The sequence below is a fragment of the Variovorax atrisoli 110B genome (assembly GCF_000382045.1).
GTDB lineage: Bacteria > Pseudomonadota > Gammaproteobacteria > Burkholderiales > Burkholderiaceae_C > Variovorax > Variovorax atrisoli.
The window spans coordinates 1,421,939-1,437,227 of the sequence record NZ_KB907450.1; the positions used below are offsets into that span (position 1 = coordinate 1,421,939).

Here is a 15,289-nt window from a genome sequence, read left to right on the forward strand (position 1 = left end):
GACTCGCCGGAAGCTCACTGGTCGAGCCGGATGCCGACCTTCGCGATGATCGCGCCCCACTTGCGACCTTCGGCATCGATGAAGGCCCTGAACTCCTCGGGCGAACCGCCGCCTGCCACCAGCCCCTGGTTGGCAAGCAATTCGCGCACCACCGGCTCCTGCAGCACCGCGTTGACGTCGGCGTTGATGCGCTGGACCACCTCGGGTGGGGTGCCGGCTGCAGTGAACAGGCCGTTCCATGCCAGCGACTCGAAGCCGGGATAGCCCGACTCGGCCACCGTGGGCAGGTCCTTCATGAGCTCCGATCGCTTCGCGCTGGTGATGGCGATGAGCTTCACCCGATGGCCCTGGATGAGCGGCAGCAGCGCGGGCGCCACCGCGAACAGCGCCTGCGTGTCGCCGGCCGCCAGCGAAAGCCCGGCAGGCGGCGAGCCCGAGAACGGCACGTGCACCGCCTCGATGTGCGTCGCGCTGCGAAAGAGCTCCATCGTGAGGTGCGACGAACTGCCCGCGCCCACCGAGGCATAGCTGAACCGGTTGCCGCGCGACCTCGCCCATTCGACGAACTCGGGCAGCGTGTTCGCGGGGTTGTCGGCCTGCACCGCGAGCACGTTGGGCTGCGAGGTGGTGAGCACGATCGGTGCGAGGTCACGCGCCGGTGCATAGGGCATGCGGGCGTACATGTAGGGGCCGAAGGCGATCGGGCCGTTGAAGCCGATGCCCAGCGTGTAGCCGTCGTGCGGCGCCTTGGCGACCGTGTCCATGCCGATCAGGCCGCCGGCGCCGGCCTTGGTCTCGATCACCACGGGCTGCTTCCACATCACGCGCAGGCGGTCTGCGAGCGTGCGGGCGATCAGGTCGAGCGAGCTGCCGGCCGGCGCGGGCACGATCACGCGCACCGGCTTGGAGGGCCACGCCTGTTGCGATTGCTGTTGCGCCCAGGCGCCTGCGGCGAGTAAACCGGCTGCAAGAAAGACGGCCAGGGTTGCGAGCGGGTTCTTCTTCACCTTGTGGCCTCCTCTCGCGCGGCATCGATCTGCGCATGGTTGGCCTCTGCCCAGCGGTCGACCGCGATCAGCGTCCTGCTCAGCGACAAGCCCAGCGGACTCAGCCTGTACTCGACATGCGGGGGCACGGTCTGGCGGTCTTCGCGCAGCACCAGGCCATTGAGCTCCAGCTCGCGAAGCGTCTGCGTGAGCATCTTCTGAGATATGCCGCCCACCTTGCGCAGCAGCTCGTTGTTGCGCTGCGGCTTGCCGCGCAGCAGCGGAATCAGCAGCAGCGCCCACTTGTTGGCGATGAGCTCCAGCACGCGGCGCGAGGGGCAGTCAACACTCCACACGTCGGCGCTCGTCGCATCGGCGCCTGGCTCTGCCACATCCGGCTTCCTCTTCGTCGGCATCTTTGAATTTCCCATGGTTACCAGAAGGTGCGTACTTGTTGATCGGTGCCCGGACCGGAATTATCCGGTTCCTCTTTTCCGCAACGAACGACAACGAAGGAGTTTTTTCATGGGTTGGCTATTTCTGCTGGCAGCGGGTCTGGTCGAGATCGCGATGGCCGCCGCGCTCAAGCAATCGGAGGACTGGTCGCGGCTCGTGCCGTCGGTGATCGGCGTTCTGACCGCGCTGTTGAGCATCTACCTTCTGGCAAGGGCCCTGCGCTATCTGCCGCTGGGGCCAGCCTACGCGATCTGGACCGGCATCGGCTCCGTGGGCGTGGTGCTGATGGGCGTGTTCTTCTTCGGCGAAGCGCTCTCGGCCGCGCGAATTGCATGCATCGCGATGGTGATCGGCGGCACCGTAGGCCTGCGCATGGTCCATGGCTGATGCGTAAACGAAACAGAATCGTGACCACACGCATCGTGCATCCACGGAAGTCGTTTCGACAGTTCCGCCCGGGTAACGAAATGAATAAGAAAGGCTTCCAGAGCCGTTCCGATGGGCATCGACTGTTTAACCACGTCGACAATGGGCTGATTCGCCGGGGACTTCAAATCGACATGCGCTCGCGGCAATATCCGCATCCCCCGATTCCGTGCCATCCGATCTGACCTGAGGACGAAGGAGCTTTCCATGTTCGCTACAGCAGAGCGCGCCATCAAGATCCCCGGCCCCGACCATCCCATCACCATCACACCGAACCCGCTGCGCGTGGTGGTGTCGGTCGATGGCTGCGTCATCGCCGATACCCGCGAGGCACTGACGGTGCGCGAAGCCCACTTCGGCACCGTGCACTACTTCCCTCGCAAGGACGTGAAGATGTCTCTGCTGGAGCGCACCTCGCATGCGACCTACTGCCCCTACAAGGGCGAATGCAACTACTACAGCATTCCGGCCGGCGGCGAACGCTCGGTGAATGCGGTGTGGACCTACGAGACACCGTACGAGTCGTTCTCGCAGCTCAAGGACTACGTGGCTTTCTATCCCGATCGCGTCGGCCCCATCGAAGAACGCGTCTACTGACACCGACGGCGGCAGAAGGGCACGAAGCCCCGGCCGAATCGAACAAAAGCCGGGCCCCGCTTTCGCAGGGCCCGGCTTCTTATTTCTTCGGCGCCTTCAGCGCCAGCGCCTATTACAGCGGCAGTGCGTCACCGCGAGCCGCCGCACGGGCAGCGGCACGCACGGCGGAGCGATCGAGACCGCTGGCCAGGACCGGTGCCACGCGCGAGGTCACGCCTTCGGCATACGGGTTCTCGCTGTGGGCAGCAGCCACTGCTTCGGCACGGACGGCAGCGCGGCTGGTGGTGGAAGCGATCAGCTGCACCGGACCCTGGTTGGCACCGTCTGCATACGGGTTGCCGCTGCGTGCTGCAACGACGGCCTGGCTGGCAACGTCGGCGCGGCTTGCGGCCGAGGTCAGCTGATGCACGCCGTCATAGCTTTCGGCATGGGCGGCGCCGGCAGCAGCCAGCAGGGCGATGGAGATGGCGGAGAGGAGCTTCGAGGCGGTCATTTGGATTTCCTTCAGTTCAGTTCTTTGCATACGGGATGGTTTCGAACCGGTCTTGGGTGGGGCACCGTCCCTTTCGGGGGCGGCCACCTCGCTCGGGGCCTGTTCATCCAGACTGGCTTGCTTGGTTGATGTCGGCTGGTCTGTGGGATGAATTGTGAGCCTGCGGATAGGTAAAACCCGGAGCAAAAAGAACCGCGGTGTTCATGCGGCGGAAACAATCAGCGGGGGGTGGCCTGCGCCACGTTCACCACGCCCTTCATGCCCGCGTCGTAGTGCCCGGGCTGCAGGCAGCCGAAATCGACCCTTCCTGCCTTGGTGAACTGCCAGACCACTTCACCGGTCATGCCCGGCGCCAGCGTCACCATGTTCGGCTCGGCATGCTCCATCTCGGGGTTCTTCATCATCGCGGCGTAGTGCGACTTCAGTTCCTGCGCGGTGCCGAGCACCAGTTCGTGCTTGAGCCTGCCCGAGTTCCTCACGACGAAGCGAACGGTCTCGCCCTTCTTCACGCTGATGTCCGAAGGCGTGAAGCGCATGCTGTCCGTCATGTCGACCTCCACCGTGCGGGTCGCCTTGGCGGCCACGCCGGGCTTGCCGATGGCATCGTCGTGCGAGCCCGAGGCAGAGGCGCCTGCGGCGTACGTGGAGAGCAGCGCCGCGAACGCGGAAGTAGCGAGGAATGCGTGTTTCATGAATCGATGCTCCGTGAATGAATAAGAAAGAAGTCAAAAGAGGCCAGGCCGATACCTCTCATTCTGGAAAGCCCATCCGGCCATGGCCTTTCGCGCGGATTACAAGGGCGTAATGGCGGAACCGGCCCGTAAGATGGCGCAGCCCTGCCCTCGGGTCTTCATGGAGCGAAGAAGAACAAGATGTCCCATCCCGTCTACCTTTCCAGCTCGAAGCTGCCGCGCATGCCCGAAGGCAACCGCAACGAATGGCGCGGCTTCTTCGGCCATGGCGCGGAGCTGGAGGCCAATGCCTTCTTTCCGCTGTTCTGGCGCGCGCTCTTCGGCGAAGGCGACATCCGCCGCGCCCGCTTCGTCGAGGCCTACGACGTCGATGACGAAGACAGCGCCGTCGAGCGCGAGGAGTGCCTGGAAGACCTCGGTGCCGAAGCCGCCTACCCCTACCTCGTCACCGACAGGGCCACGGCGCTTTCACGGCTCGCGGCACGGCGTGAAGCCATCGTCGCCGCCATCGGCGAGCGCTACCGGCCGCTCTACGAGGGCTTCGAGGCATGGGCCGCTCAAGGCTTCGACGACCACATCCTGCTGCGCACCGAAGGGCTACCCGATGCCGCAGATGCAGAGCCTTGGCTGCGTTCCGAGCTGGCCTTCATCGAGCGGCTGGACGACGCCAAGGCGCTCGCCGGCCTCATGTCGGACCTCTCGCGCCATGACACCGATCCGGTCTGGCAGCTGGCGGGCATCGGCGCTTCGCCGCACGGTCCGTGGCCCACGCCGGAGCTGCGAGCTCTGTTTCCCAATCCGAGGCAGCGACAGGCGCGCAAGCAAGCGAGCGCCCCGCGAGCCGAAGAACGCAAGAACGCGCCCAAGAGCTGGATCGACCCGGCGCTCGAATGGCTGGCCGTCGCGCTGTCCGCGGGCGCGGCGCTGGGCACCTTTGCGTTCACCCGCTCGATCTGGCCGACCCTGATCGTGTTTCTCTGCGTGGCCGTGGCGCTGGGCTTCGGCGTGGCCAGGCTGCGCGGGCCGAGGTCATGACGAAGGCAAGGGAAACTATCGGGGCCGGCCATGGTCCCAGGCAGCACAAGGAATCCGTCCCACCATGCGCACACTCGCCGCGAGCGCCATCTTCTGCCTCGTCTCCCTGCTGCATTCCCCGGCCGCATCGGCCCAGTCGCTGAGCTGCGGCGGCACGCTCTCCGGCGTGGGCGACTCCAAGGTCTCGGTGATCCAGAAATGCGGCGAGCCGATGTCCAAGGAATTCGTCTGCGTGCCGCGTCCGCAGGTCGCCTGGGTGCTTTCTCCCTATCCCGGCGGCCCGGCGCAGCAGGTGGTGACGCAGCAGTGCGTGCCGATGGAAGACTGGGTCTACTACCGCGGCCAGGGCAACTTCCTCGGCATCGTGAGGTTCTACAACGGCGCGATCGAGTCGGTGCGCGATGGCGAGAAGATGCGCTAGCGGCCGGGCTGTATCGCTGCAGCATGCCGATCAGGGCGGCAGCACCAGCGGCCCGCAGTTCTCTTCGGTGACGAACACCGACACCAGCCTGGCGTGCTTCACCGGATCGGGGTTCTCCGCGAACAGATGCAGCGTGCCGGGCGGCTCGAAGAAGGTCTCGCCCGTCCTGTAGTCGCCCGGCGGTCCGCCTGCCAGCTGCGAGCGCACCGTGCCTTCGAGGATGATCGCCGTCACCGAGCCCGGGTGCCGGTGTGCCGGCGAATAGGCCATCGGCGGAAAGTCGACGATGGCGGTTGTCACCGATTTGCCCGGCACGTGGGGCAGCGCTTCGCATGAGATCACCTTCACCGAGGTGCGGGGTCGCGCCGCGGCTGCGGAGCCTTCCGGTGCAGGCGCCGACGAGAACATCGGGCGGCTCAACGTGCTGCAGACGTCGTCGATGAGCTGCGCCGTCGATTGCTTGCTCGCATGCGGCAGCAAGGCCCAACCCATCGACGCGAACGCCAGCACGGCAAAGCCGATGCCCATGGCGCGATGCATTGGAAGCGGCACCGCGTTCAAGGCGTTGCTCCCCGTTGCGCATCTGCCTGCCAGCCCAGCATCCGCTTCGCCTTCTCGCTGCTGACTTCGACGCCGTCCTCGGCGATATTGAAGATGCCGCCAGGCGAGCGCTGCAGTGCAAGCAAGGCGGCGCGCGCGGCGTCCTTCACATGCAACGGACTCGATCCCTTGGGCGTCGGCGTCGACGTGTTCGGCCCGTAGAGCTGCCCGTAGCGCAGCACGGTGGCCGCCATGCCCCGCGCGTCCATCACGCTCTGCTCCAGCGCGGCCACGCCATCGACGCTGACGCGGCGCGCGCCTTCGGCCTGCAGGTCGAGCGGCCGGTCTTCGGTGAAGGGCTTCGGCCCCGGCGCATAGGCCCAGGCGATGCTCTGCGCCACCAGCCGCTTCGCGCCCGCCGCCTGCGCCGCGGCCACGAGGTTGCGAGTGCCCTCGGTGCGCACCCGCGCATTGAGCACGGCGGCTTGCGCCATGCGCGCCGGATCGAGGTCCCTGGGCAGGTCGGTGAGCTGGTGGATCACGCCCCAGGGTGCGATGCGCACCAGCGCGTCGTGCAGGGCCGCCGCATCGAACACGTCGACGACGACCGGGTGCACGCCCATCGCCTCCAGCGCGGCGGCACGGTCCGCACGGCGCGTGGTGCCGTGCACCTCAAAGCCGGCCTCGACCAGCATCGGAACCAGCGCCACGCCCACCGCGCCGGTGGCGCCTGCCAGAAACACCTTCTCGCTCATTGCATTCGTCCTTCCAGGCTGTTCATGTTCACGGGAATGAGCTTAGGTCTACGATGCCCCATCCAAAAGAGCCAAGAATCGCAGGAATGACCAGGCCATGATGCCGAAGCCCCAAGCACCGAAGGACGCACCCGGACTCGACCGGGCGAAGAAGACGCCGCTCTTCCGCCAGGTCTACGAGCGCTATCGCAGCGCCATCGAGCAAGGTGCGCTGCGCCCCGGCGACCGGGTCGCCTCCGCGCGCAGCCTGGCGGCCGAGCTCGGCGTGGCACGCGGCACCATCGAGGCCGCCTACGGGCAGCTGATCGGCGAAGGCTATTTCTCCTCTCGCGGACAGGCGGGCACGGTGGTGTCGCCCTCGTTGCCGCCGCATCGGCCGGCAAGGCGGGAACCGCAGCGCCGCAACGACAGGCCGGTGCCCGACACGCTCAAGCAGCCGGGCGAGCCGCCCCTCATGCAACTGGGCATCCCGGCGCTCGATGCGTTTCCGCGCAAGCTCTGGTCGCGGCTCGCCGCCCGCCGCGCGCGGGCCATGAGCGGTGCCGACATGTTCTATGGCGACCCTTGCGGCTACCCGCCGCTGCGCGAGGCGATCGCGGCCTACCTGCGGGTGTCGCGCGGCGTCCCGTGCCATGCCTCGCAGGTGCTGGTGACGGGCGGCTACCGCGCATCGCTCGCGCTCGCCGCACGCACGCTGCTGAAGAGCGGCGATCGCGTCTGGGTGGAGGATCCCGGTTTTCCGCCGACGCAGGAGGTGCTGCGCGCCGCCGGCCATCGCGCGGTGCCGGTGCCGGTGGACGAAGAAGGCCTCGTCGTCGAGCGCGGCCTGCGCAAGGCGCCCCGGGCGCGCATGGCCGTGGTCACGCCCTCGCACCAGGCGCCGCTGGGCGTGTCGATGACGCTCGCGCGGCGGCTTCAGCTGCTCGACTGGGCCTCGAAAGCCGGCGCCTGGATCGTCGAGGACGACTACGACGGCGAATACCGCTATGCCGGCGCGCCGCTGCCCGCGCTCAAGAGCCTGGACAGCCACGACCGCGTGCTGTACGCCGGCAGCTTCTCGAAGGTGCTCTTCCCGGGGCTGGCGCTGGGCTATCTCGTGGTTCCCGAATCGCTGTGCGCGCGCTTCGCGGAAGCGGCATGCGCCTGGTCGAACGGCAGCCCGCAGAGCACGCAGGCGGTGGTGGCCGACTTCATGCGCGAGGGCCACTTCCCGCGTCACCTGAAGAAGATGCGCCTGCTCTACGCGCGCCGCCGCGCGATGCTCGTGGCAGCTTTGCAGAAGACCTTCGGCGACGTGGTGCACATCGACCTGCGCAACGGCGGCATGCACCTGATCGCGCGTTTCGACGGGCGCACCGAAGACGATGCGACGCTGGCCCAGCGCGCGCAACTGGCGGGTCTCAACTGCCAGCCGCTGTCAGCACGGGGCATCTCGCGGCCGGGCTCGCAGGGGCTGCTGATGGGCTTCACCAACATCGCCACCGCCGCCGAGGCCGGACGGCTCGCGGCAAGACTGCGCTCGGCGCTGGGCTGAGTGGTCCGGCTCGCCGCGCATTCCGCGGCGGCCGCTGCCCGCAAACCCCCGCTAAGATGCGCGGCGACACAGAAAGAAGCACAAGCACCAACCGAAGGCAGGGAGGCCTCCGCGTGAAGCGCATTCGCTCAGAGAAATTGATCCGCATGAAGCCCGGCGTGGCAGGCGCCGCCGGCTTCAGCACCGTGGAACTGTTCGTCCTGCCGGAAGACGCCGGCCATGTGGTGCACGTGAGCACCAGCCGCGACGGACTGCAGTGGAGGGAAACGGTCTTCACCCCCTCGCCGCTGCCCTTGGAGGCAGCCAGCATTGCCTTCGAGCATGCTGTCGCGTCGCAGATCGCCCAGGGCTACGTCATCGAAGGCTCCGCCGCTCCGGTTGCCGCCGCATCCCCGCCCATTGCCCCCATCACCCACCCTGGGGACGCCGTGCTGCTGGCGGCCATCCGCCCCGACGCATGGCGCCTGCTGCCACCGGTGCGCCGCAGCCGCGTGGTGTGGCGCATCGGCGAGCGCCGGCTCGCGGCCGCGGTGCCGCAACTCATCGACCACATCGAGACCGGCGAGCCGATGCTCGACTACTGCATCGCCTGGACCATCGGCCGCTGCGGCGACGTGGGCGCCTTCGAGGCGATGCGCGAGCTGTCGCAGCGCGGGCGCACGCCGGTGGTCACGCGCGCCGCCCGCTGGGCCGCGCTCGCGCTCTGGCCCGAGGAGCAGCGCGCGGCCGAGGCGGCGCGTATCGTCGACGACTGGCCCGCGCCGCTGCGCCGTGCCTGGGCCGCGATGGGCGAAGCGCCGGCCGCCGAAGCCATGCCGATGCTGCGGCAGCATCTGGCCGACCCTGCGCTCTGGAACGGATTGAAGTACGCGGCCTGGGTCGAGCAGCTCTTAGACCTGTCGCTGCTCGAAGGCCGCCGCGACGACGGGCTTGCGCACGCCGCACTACTGGAGATCGCGCCGACGCTGCAGCTCGCGGCCGGCAGCTTCCGCGCATGGCGGCGCCTGTACAAGGGCGCGGAGTTCGCGGGCGACTATGCCCTGCTCGGCGTGCTGCACCAGCGCCTGGAAACGCAGCGCGCGGCCTACCGCACCGGGGGGCGCTGGGCGCAGGTCAACGGCCGCTACTTGGAGATCGCCAAGGAAGTCGCGCGGCCCGACAGCCGCCTCGCCTACAGCCAGCGCACGCGCGACTACCTGCGCCGCCGCACCTGGCGCAACCTTCGCAGGCTCGCGCTCGCCGGGGCGGCCGACGAAGCCGACTGGCTGCGGCTCGCCATGGGCGTGCTGCTGGCGGCCGACGACACCGAGGCCGGCACCGCCGGCCAGCAGCGCGAATCGCGCTGGACGCCCGAACCCCGCAGCTGGCACACCGGCCCCTACAGCCGCTGGCTGGTGCTGATGCAGCTTCTGCATCGCCACGACCCCGAATGGGAGGCGCAGCGCGGCGGCCTGCAATGGCGCCGCAGCACGCCGCTGCCCGCGCAGCGCCTGAACCGCACCGAAGCCTGGCCCGAACGCTGGGACCGCCATCCGCAGGCGCTGCTGCAGCTGATGCAGCAGGGCCGGTGCGCGGCGGTGCATGCCTTCGCCGCACGCGCGCTGCAGGACAACAAACCCTTCTGCGAAGCGCTCGACGCACAGACCGTCCGCGGCCTGCTGGGCCGCACCTGGGAAGACACGGCCCGCTTCGCGCTGGGCATCGCGCGCCAGCGCATCGCAGCGGGCGAAGCTCCCCTGCCCTGGCTGCCGGCACTGCTGGGCTCGCCGCTGGCCGAGGCACGCACGCTCGCGCTCGAATACATCGGGCAGGACCCGGGCCTCTACAGCCAGCAGGTCGACCTGCTGCTGGCGCTGCTGACCTCGCCCCATGCCGAAGTGCGCCGCGCCTCGCGCCTGCTGCTGCAGGCCGCCGCGCCGAACCTCTCGACGCTCGACGCGCTGGCCTCCGAACTGCTTTCGTGGCTGTCGGCCTGCGACGCCGCGCAGCCCCAGCTCGACGCGATCTGCGAGAACCTGCAGTGGGCGCTGCAGGGCCTGCTGCGCACGGCGGCGGCCAAGGCGCCGCTCGACAGGCTGCTGGCGCTCTTCGAGCATGCGAGCCCCGACGTCGTGCGCACCGCCGCAGAGTGGCTGCTGCTGCATCCGGCCTCGGTGCAGGGCCTGCCGGTTAGCGTGCTCACGCGGCTGCTGCAGTCCGACGACGAGCGGCTGCGCGGCGCCGGCGTGAGGCTCTTCACTTCGCTGCCCGACGAGTCGCTGGTCACCCAGCCCGAACTCTTTGCCGCCTTCTGCAGCAGCCCGATGCCGGCGGTGCGCGCCGCGGTCGCGCCGCGCCTGGCGCAGCTGCTGCCCGCACACCCGGCCTTCGCCGCCGCGCTGATGCCGCTGCTGCGCGACGAACTGTTCCGCGCCGAATCCGCGGAGGGCATATTCGATTCGCTGCTGCAGTGGCTGTGCGGCCCGCTGGCCGAGCACACGCGCCGCGGCGAGCCCGCCGTCACCCTTCGCCTGCTCGAAGCGCGCAGCAAGGGCGCGCAGCGTCTTGGCGCCTGGCTGCTGCCGCAGCAGGAACCGCTCGATTTCAGCGTGCTGCAGACCGCAAGCCTCGGCCTGGTCGACACCGCCGCCGCTCGCCAGTGGGCTACCGAGCAGCTGGCCGCCAGACCGGAGCGCACGCTCGCCGAGCTCGGCGACGCGCTTCGCATCTTCGACAGCCGCTGGGACGACGCGCGCGACTGGGCGCGCCGGTGGTTCGGCTCCCAGGGCGAATCCAGCCTCTGGACGCCCGCGCTGCTCGTGCGCCTGTGCGACCACAAGGACGCGGGCGCCCAGCGCCTGGGCCGCGAGCTGCTCACCACGCATTTCGACGTGACCGACGTCACCACCTACATGCTGCAGCTGAGCCAGCATCCCTCGCCGGGCATGCAGCTCTTCGTGACCAACTGGCTGGCCTCGGCCGCGAGCCGCAACGCCGACGTGCTCGCCCGGCTTGAGCCCTACTTCCTCAGCGTGCTCTCGCAGGCCAATCGGGGGCGGCTGGCCAAGTCGCGCGTGATGGAGTTCCTGGCCGCACAGGCGGTGCACTCGGAAGACATCGCACGCATCGTCGCGCGCGTGTTCGCGCGGCAGGCCGTCACCGGCGCGATCACCGAGCGCGCGCAATACGTGGCGGGGCTGCGCAGCATCCAGGAAGCCTTCCCCCTGCTGGACAACCCCCTGCAGACCGCGACGGTGCGCAGCATCGCGCCGCGCCGCGCGCCGCTGCCGCCTTCTTCCGCAGCCCGGACCGGAGGGCCCGCCGCATGAGATTCCAGTACCGATATTTCGGCCATTCCGGCGCGCAGCACACGGCCGACAGCACCGCGCTGCAATTCGCGCCCGACACGCTGCGCGCGCCGGTGCACTTCGTCGCCGACATCAACCGCCACCTGCCGTTCCGCGAAGGCATGTCGGCGCTGCACGACGTGGTGGTGGGCGACCTGCGCTTCAAGCCGCGCGACAAGAGCGCGTACCTCGAATGGCTGGCCGGGCAGGAAAGCGAGCTGCTCGCGCAGTTCATGGCGCGCAGCGACGAGCTGAAGGCGCAGATGGAGCCCCTCTCCAAGGAACTGGCCGAGCTGCGCAAGCGCAAGCAGGCGGTGCTGCAGCCCTTCATGAGTGCGCAGAAGCGCTACTTCGACCACATCTACAAGGTCAACCGCGAGGCGTGGTTCGTGCTCGACCCCGTCATCACGGTGCACCCCGACCGCGTGTTCTTCGAGTGCTTCAGCCAGGACGAGTCGAGCTACGGCATGTTCTCGTGCAGCCACGACGTCTTCGACCGGGTGAGCGACCATGCCTGCGGCACCACCAATGTCGACTACTCCGAGTCGCTGTACGACGAGTTCCAGAAGATCCGTGACTACAAGAAGACGCGGCTGGCCATCGACCCGGGCGGCTTCCAGGTCCGGAGCAACAACGACCCGGCCTTCCACGAACCCAAGATCGACGTGCCCGACAGCTGGGTGCGCGGCTTCCTGCAGGTCAGCAGCGCGATGCTGCTGCCCGCGCACCGGCTGCAGCTGCATCCGATGGACATCCACAACATCTGCCTGGTGCTGCGCCGGCGCAAGGAGCGCGTGGGGCCACGCTCGCTGCGCTTCGTGCTGCGGCCGGGGCAGCCGGTGCGCATCGTGTTCGAGCCCTGGGGCCACGAGCTGGTGTGCCCGCGCTCGACCCACACCGCCGCCGCCGACATCGACATCCGCGTGTGGGGCCGGCGCCGTCTGCTGCAGCTCGAACGGCTGGTGCCGGTGGCGCAGGGCTTCACCGTGCACCTGCTGGGTACCGGCATGCCGAGCTTCTGGGTCGCGCAGATGCCCGACATGGAATTCACCCTCGGTCTTTCGGGCTGGACCGCCAACGACTGGTCGCGCAACGGCCACTTCGAGCTGCTGCAGCCGCGCCAGACGGTCGACCAGGACAGCCTGCTGCGCGTGTTCTCGGCGCTCGGCGAGCGCTGGCGCGCCACCACCGCCGAGCTGGCGGCGGCCACCGGGCTGTCGACGCTCACCGTCGACGCGGCGCTCGGCGGCTACGTGCAGGCAGGCCGCGTGGTTTACGACATCGCGCACGGCGTGTGGCGGCTGCGCGAGCTCAGCCGCGAGCCGCTGCCCATGGACAAGCTGCGCTATGCCAGCCCCGAGGAAGAAGCCGCAGCCGAACTGGTGCGCGCGCGTCGCATCGTCAATGTGAAGACGCAGGCGCGCGCCGACGGCGGCGTCTCGATCAGCGGCAAGGCCAAGGGTTCGAACGGCCAGCGCGAGTACTTCACGAGCCTGCAGCTCGACGCCGACCAGCGCGTGGCCTCGGGCGAATGCCAATGCAGCCACTTCGTGCGCCATCGCATGACCCGGGGGCCGTGCGAGCACATGCTCGCGCTGCGCCTCTCGGCCACGCCGTCCATCGCGGCGAACACGACGACAACAACAACGACAGACCCGGAAAGGAGCACCGCCCACATCGGCTGATACACTGCTTTTTGCGAACGGAGCGGGAAGGCTCTTGCAATCCGGTCGGCGTATCGCCGCCCTCGCACACAGCACTTCCCAAGCGTCACTGGACGTCTCTTCACTGTGCCGTATGGCCATGGTGACGCGACAACAGTGCGGCTTCCTCGAAGCTCATCGGCGTCACCATGGCCATACGGCGTCGAGTGGAGCCCTCCAGTCCCGAGGCTCTTCGACGAGATTCCCGCTTCGTTCGCAATCTTTTCCCTTCTCCAAGCAGTGCATCGGCCGGTGGCGCAGCGCCATGACCATGCAGTCTCCCGCCTCTTCTTCATCTTCCGTGCCCGACTCGGCGCTCACCCGCGAGCAGCTGTACGAGCGCATCCGCAAGAGTTCCAAGCAGGAAGTCGTCCTCGAGGAAATGCAGCGCCTGGGCTTCTGGCCGCGCGACGCGGCGCAGCCGACGGTCGAGGAACAGCTGATCCGCCGCGAGGGCGAGTTGCAGACCGCGCTCTCGAAGCTCGGCAGCGAACTGCGCGGCATCGAGGACCGCGACCGGGCCCTGAAGATCATGCGCAAGGAGCGCATGGCCCGCGCCCGCGAGCGCCGCGAGGAAACCCGCCAGCGCCTCGCGCAGGGCCGCCATTCGCGCGCCCTGGCCTGGCACGAGCGGCGCAAGCGCGAGCTGCTGTACGTGGGCGACGGCGTCTCCGGCGGCCTGAACGACGCGCACAGCGACAGCCAGGCGCTGGCGCGCAACGCCCTGCCCGCGCTGGACCATGCGGGCGACCTGGCGCAGGCCATGGGCGTCGGCCTGGGTGAGCTGCGCTTCCTGGCATGGCACCGAGAGGTGTCGAGCGTGAGCCACTACCAGCGCTTCACCATGCCCAAGAAGAGCGGCGGCGAGCGCCACATCTCCGCGCCCATGCCGCGACTGAAGCGCGCGCAGTACTGGGTGCTGGACAACATCCTCGCGAAGATGCCGGTGCACGAGGCGGCGCACGGCTTCATGCCGGGCCGCTCGATCCTCACCAACGCGGCGCCGCACGTGGGCCGCGACGTGGTCGTCAACCTCGACCTGAAGGACTTCTTTCCCTCCATCGGCATGCGGCGCGTGCGCGGCGTGTTCCGCCAGCTGGGCTATTCGTCGCAGGTCGCGAGCCTGCTGGCACTGCTGTGTACCGAGGCGCCGACCGACGAGGTGCAGCTCGACGGCAGCCGCTACTTCGTCGCGCGCGGCGAGCGCGTGCTGCCCCAGGGTGCGCCCACCAGCCCGATGATCACCAACCTGCTGTGCCGACGGCTCGATGCACGGCTGGCTGCGAGCGCGGCGAAGCTGGGCTTCCGCTACACGCGCTATGCCGACGACCTGACCTTCTCCGCCGGCCCCGAGCACAGCCGCGACACGGCCAAGCTGCTGTGGCGCGTGAAGCAGATCGTGGCGAGCGAGGGCCTCACGCTGCACCCCGACAAGCAGCAGGTGATGCGCAGGCACCGCCAGCAGCACGTGACGGGCATCGTGGTCAACGACAAGCTCTCGGTCGACCGCGACACGCTGCGGCGCTTCCGCGCGGTGCTGCACCAGGCCGAGCGCCACGGCCCGCAGGGCCTGCAGTGGAACGGCAACAGCGACGTGATCAGCGCGCTGCGCGGCTATGCCAACTTCATCGCGATGGCCGACGCGGCGCGCGCCGAGCCCTACCTGCAGCGCGTGCGCGCGCTGGCGGCGAAGCACGAAGGCGGCGCCAAGCCAGCGACTGAGGCATCGCAGCGCAAGCTCGGCGCGGGCGAGTTCCGCAAGCAGTCCGCAGCGGGCAAGGCGCCATGGCCAGCCTGGTGGCAGCCGGCCGAGGCACCCGCGCCGGTGCTGGAGAAGACCGCCGAGCAACTGGCGGAGGAAAAGAAGGCGCAACGCGAGGCGGCGCGGCCCCAGCCAGCCGTGTCCGCGCCTGCAGCGGTGCGCCCTGCCACAGCGGCACCGCGGCCGTCGGGGCAGGCCCCCGCGCAGCCGCCAGCGCCGGCGCCCGCCTCCGCCTTCCGGGTCCGCTGGGGCATCAGCGTGCTGATGCAGGCCGTCTACGTCTTCAGCGTCTTCACCACAAGCGCCAGTCCGCTGATCTGGCTGATGACGGGCGCCGTCACCATCAGCAACATCGTGCAGCGCAAGTCGGGCTGGCTGCGCTTCATCGTGGCGGTCTTCATCTCGTCGGCGCTGGCCTCCCTGGTCCACAGCATGAAGAACTGAGGGCATGCTCAGGGCCGGCGGGGCCGACCGGGCCCGCCGGCTCTCGTGTGCCGCCCGCACCACGTTGCACCACGCAGAGTCATGCGGCACTTCACAGCAGGCGACCGGGCCGCTACAGT

The 15,289-nt window shown here is 68.9% G+C and carries 15 protein-coding genes; 9 read left to right on the forward strand and 6 right to left on the reverse strand.

The features are described 5' to 3' along the window. Nucleotides 1–14: 14 nt before the first annotated feature. Nucleotides 15–1,007: a Bug family tripartite tricarboxylate transporter substrate binding protein gene (locus G369_RS0106750; protein ID WP_019653224.1), complete on the reverse strand. Its 993-nt coding sequence runs from the start codon at nucleotides 1,005–1,007 to the stop codon at nucleotides 15–17. Then, on the reverse strand, nucleotides 1,004–1,378 hold the full coding sequence (locus G369_RS0106755) for a winged helix-turn-helix transcriptional regulator (RefSeq protein ID WP_020722976.1): 375 nt from the start codon (nucleotides 1,376–1,378) through the stop codon (nucleotides 1,004–1,006). The genes G369_RS0106750 and G369_RS0106755 overlap by 4 nt, the downstream gene beginning before the upstream one ends. 133 nt (nucleotides 1,379–1,511) lie before the next feature. On the opposite strand from G369_RS0106755, the gene G369_RS0106760 reads away from it, so the two are divergent. The 3 genes from G369_RS0106760 to G369_RS0106765 are packed head-to-tail and all read left to right on the forward strand — an operon-like array spanning nucleotide 1,512 to nucleotide 2,465. Further along, nucleotides 1,512–1,829: a DMT family transporter gene (locus G369_RS0106760; RefSeq protein WP_019653226.1), complete on the forward strand. Its 318-nt coding sequence runs from the start codon at nucleotides 1,512–1,514 to the stop codon at nucleotides 1,827–1,829. A gap of 20 nt (nucleotides 1,830–1,849) precedes the next feature. Then, nucleotides 1,850–2,053 carry a hypothetical protein gene (locus tag G369_RS38470; RefSeq protein WP_157773643.1) on the forward strand — a complete coding sequence of 68 codons (204 nt, stop codon included), beginning with the start codon at nucleotides 1,850–1,852 and terminating at the stop codon, nucleotides 2,051–2,053. Between the two features lie 22 nt (nucleotides 2,054–2,075). Beyond that, a complete protein-coding gene (locus G369_RS0106765; RefSeq protein WP_019653227.1) occupies nucleotides 2,076–2,465 on the forward strand; it encodes a DUF427 domain-containing protein in 390 nt (129 codons plus the stop codon). A gap of 112 nt (nucleotides 2,466–2,577) precedes the next feature. On the opposite strand, the gene G369_RS0106770 is transcribed toward G369_RS0106765, so the two are convergent. Together G369_RS0106770 and G369_RS0106775 are read right to left on the reverse strand one after the other, a co-directional pair. Further along, nucleotides 2,578–2,958, reverse strand: coding sequence for a hypothetical protein (locus tag G369_RS0106770; RefSeq protein WP_019653228.1), 381 nt, complete (start codon nucleotides 2,956–2,958; stop codon nucleotides 2,578–2,580). 218 nt (nucleotides 2,959–3,176) lie between these two features. Beyond that, the gene (locus G369_RS0106775) at nucleotides 3,177–3,650 is read right to left on the reverse strand and encodes a cupredoxin domain-containing protein (RefSeq protein WP_019653229.1); all 474 of its coding nucleotides are present in this window, start codon (nucleotides 3,648–3,650) and stop codon (nucleotides 3,177–3,179) included. Nucleotides 3,651–3,830: 180 nt separating this feature from the next. On the opposite strand from G369_RS0106775, the gene G369_RS0106780 reads away from it, so the two are divergent. Both G369_RS0106780 and G369_RS0106785 read left to right on the forward strand, forming a co-directional pair. Next, on the forward strand, nucleotides 3,831–4,685 hold the full coding sequence (locus G369_RS0106780) for a hypothetical protein (protein ID WP_019653230.1): 855 nt from the start codon (nucleotides 3,831–3,833) through the stop codon (nucleotides 4,683–4,685). A gap of 64 nt (nucleotides 4,686–4,749) precedes the next feature. Next, on the forward strand, nucleotides 4,750–5,106 hold the full coding sequence (locus tag G369_RS0106785) for a DUF2845 domain-containing protein (protein ID WP_019653231.1): 357 nt from the start codon (nucleotides 4,750–4,752) through the stop codon (nucleotides 5,104–5,106). Between the two features lie 30 nt (nucleotides 5,107–5,136). Here G369_RS0106785 and G369_RS0106790 read toward each other — a convergent pair whose 3' ends face one another. Together G369_RS0106790 and G369_RS0106795 are read right to left on the reverse strand one after the other, a co-directional pair. Further along, nucleotides 5,137–5,634, reverse strand: coding sequence for a cupin domain-containing protein (locus tag G369_RS0106790; RefSeq protein ID WP_244164279.1), 498 nt, complete (start codon nucleotides 5,632–5,634; stop codon nucleotides 5,137–5,139). A gap of 29 nt (nucleotides 5,635–5,663) precedes the next feature. Beyond that, nucleotides 5,664–6,401: an NAD-dependent epimerase/dehydratase family protein gene (locus G369_RS0106795; RefSeq protein WP_019653233.1), complete on the reverse strand. Its 738-nt coding sequence runs from the start codon at nucleotides 6,399–6,401 to the stop codon at nucleotides 5,664–5,666. A gap of 97 nt (nucleotides 6,402–6,498) precedes the next feature. Between G369_RS0106795 and pdxR the strand changes: the two genes are divergently transcribed. The 4 genes from pdxR to G369_RS35510 all read left to right on the forward strand — a co-directional run bounded on the left by pdxR (nucleotide 6,499) and on the right by G369_RS35510 (nucleotide 15,170). Further along, nucleotides 6,499–7,935, forward strand: coding sequence for a MocR-like pyridoxine biosynthesis transcription factor PdxR (pdxR, locus tag G369_RS0106800; RefSeq protein ID WP_019653234.1), 1,437 nt, complete (start codon nucleotides 6,499–6,501; stop codon nucleotides 7,933–7,935). Nucleotides 7,936–8,048: 113 nt separating this feature from the next. Next, nucleotides 8,049–11,243 (forward strand): hypothetical protein, encoded by a 3,195-nt coding sequence (locus G369_RS0106805; RefSeq protein ID WP_208604379.1) that lies wholly within the window; start codon nucleotides 8,049–8,051, stop codon nucleotides 11,241–11,243. After that, nucleotides 11,240–12,946, forward strand: a complete 1,707-nt coding sequence (locus tag G369_RS0106810) for a hypothetical protein (RefSeq protein WP_019653236.1) — start codon at nucleotides 11,240–11,242, stop codon at nucleotides 12,944–12,946. The genes G369_RS0106805 and G369_RS0106810 overlap by 4 nt, the downstream gene beginning before the upstream one ends. 283 nt (nucleotides 12,947–13,229) lie before the next feature. Further along, nucleotides 13,230–15,170 (forward strand): RNA-dependent DNA polymerase, encoded by a 1,941-nt coding sequence (locus G369_RS35510; protein ID WP_019653237.1) that lies wholly within the window; start codon nucleotides 13,230–13,232, stop codon nucleotides 15,168–15,170. Nucleotides 15,171–15,289 lie beyond the last annotated feature (119 nt).

Excerpts from the sequence above, each read along its gene's own strand:
- G369_RS0106795 (WP_019653233.1), bottom strand. The coding sequence starts at position 6,401 with ATGAGCGAGAAGGTGTTTCTGGCAGGCGCCACCGGCGCGGTGGGCGTG.
- G369_RS0106770 (WP_019653228.1), bottom strand. The coding sequence starts at position 2,958 with ATGACCGCCTCGAAGCTCCTCTCCGCCATCTCCATCGCCCTGCTGGCT.
- pdxR (WP_019653234.1), top strand. The coding sequence starts at position 6,499 with ATGATGCCGAAGCCCCAAGCACCGAAGGACGCACCCGGACTCGACCGG.
- G369_RS0106760 (WP_019653226.1), top strand. The coding sequence starts at position 1,512 with ATGGGTTGGCTATTTCTGCTGGCAGCGGGTCTGGTCGAGATCGCGATG.
- G369_RS35510 (WP_019653237.1), top strand. The coding sequence starts at position 13,230 with ATGACCATGCAGTCTCCCGCCTCTTCTTCATCTTCCGTGCCCGACTCG.
- G369_RS0106775 (WP_019653229.1), bottom strand. The coding sequence starts at position 3,650 with ATGAAACACGCATTCCTCGCTACTTCCGCGTTCGCGGCGCTGCTCTCC.
- G369_RS0106810 (WP_019653236.1), top strand. The coding sequence starts at position 11,240 with ATGAGATTCCAGTACCGATATTTCGGCCATTCCGGCGCGCAGCACACG.
- G369_RS0106765 (WP_019653227.1), top strand. The coding sequence starts at position 2,076 with ATGTTCGCTACAGCAGAGCGCGCCATCAAGATCCCCGGCCCCGACCAT.
- G369_RS0106785 (WP_019653231.1), top strand. The coding sequence starts at position 4,750 with ATGCGCACACTCGCCGCGAGCGCCATCTTCTGCCTCGTCTCCCTGCTG.
- G369_RS0106790 (WP_244164279.1), bottom strand. The coding sequence starts at position 5,634 with ATGGGCATCGGCTTTGCCGTGCTGGCGTTCGCGTCGATGGGTTGGGCC.
- G369_RS0106780 (WP_019653230.1), top strand. The coding sequence starts at position 3,831 with ATGTCCCATCCCGTCTACCTTTCCAGCTCGAAGCTGCCGCGCATGCCC.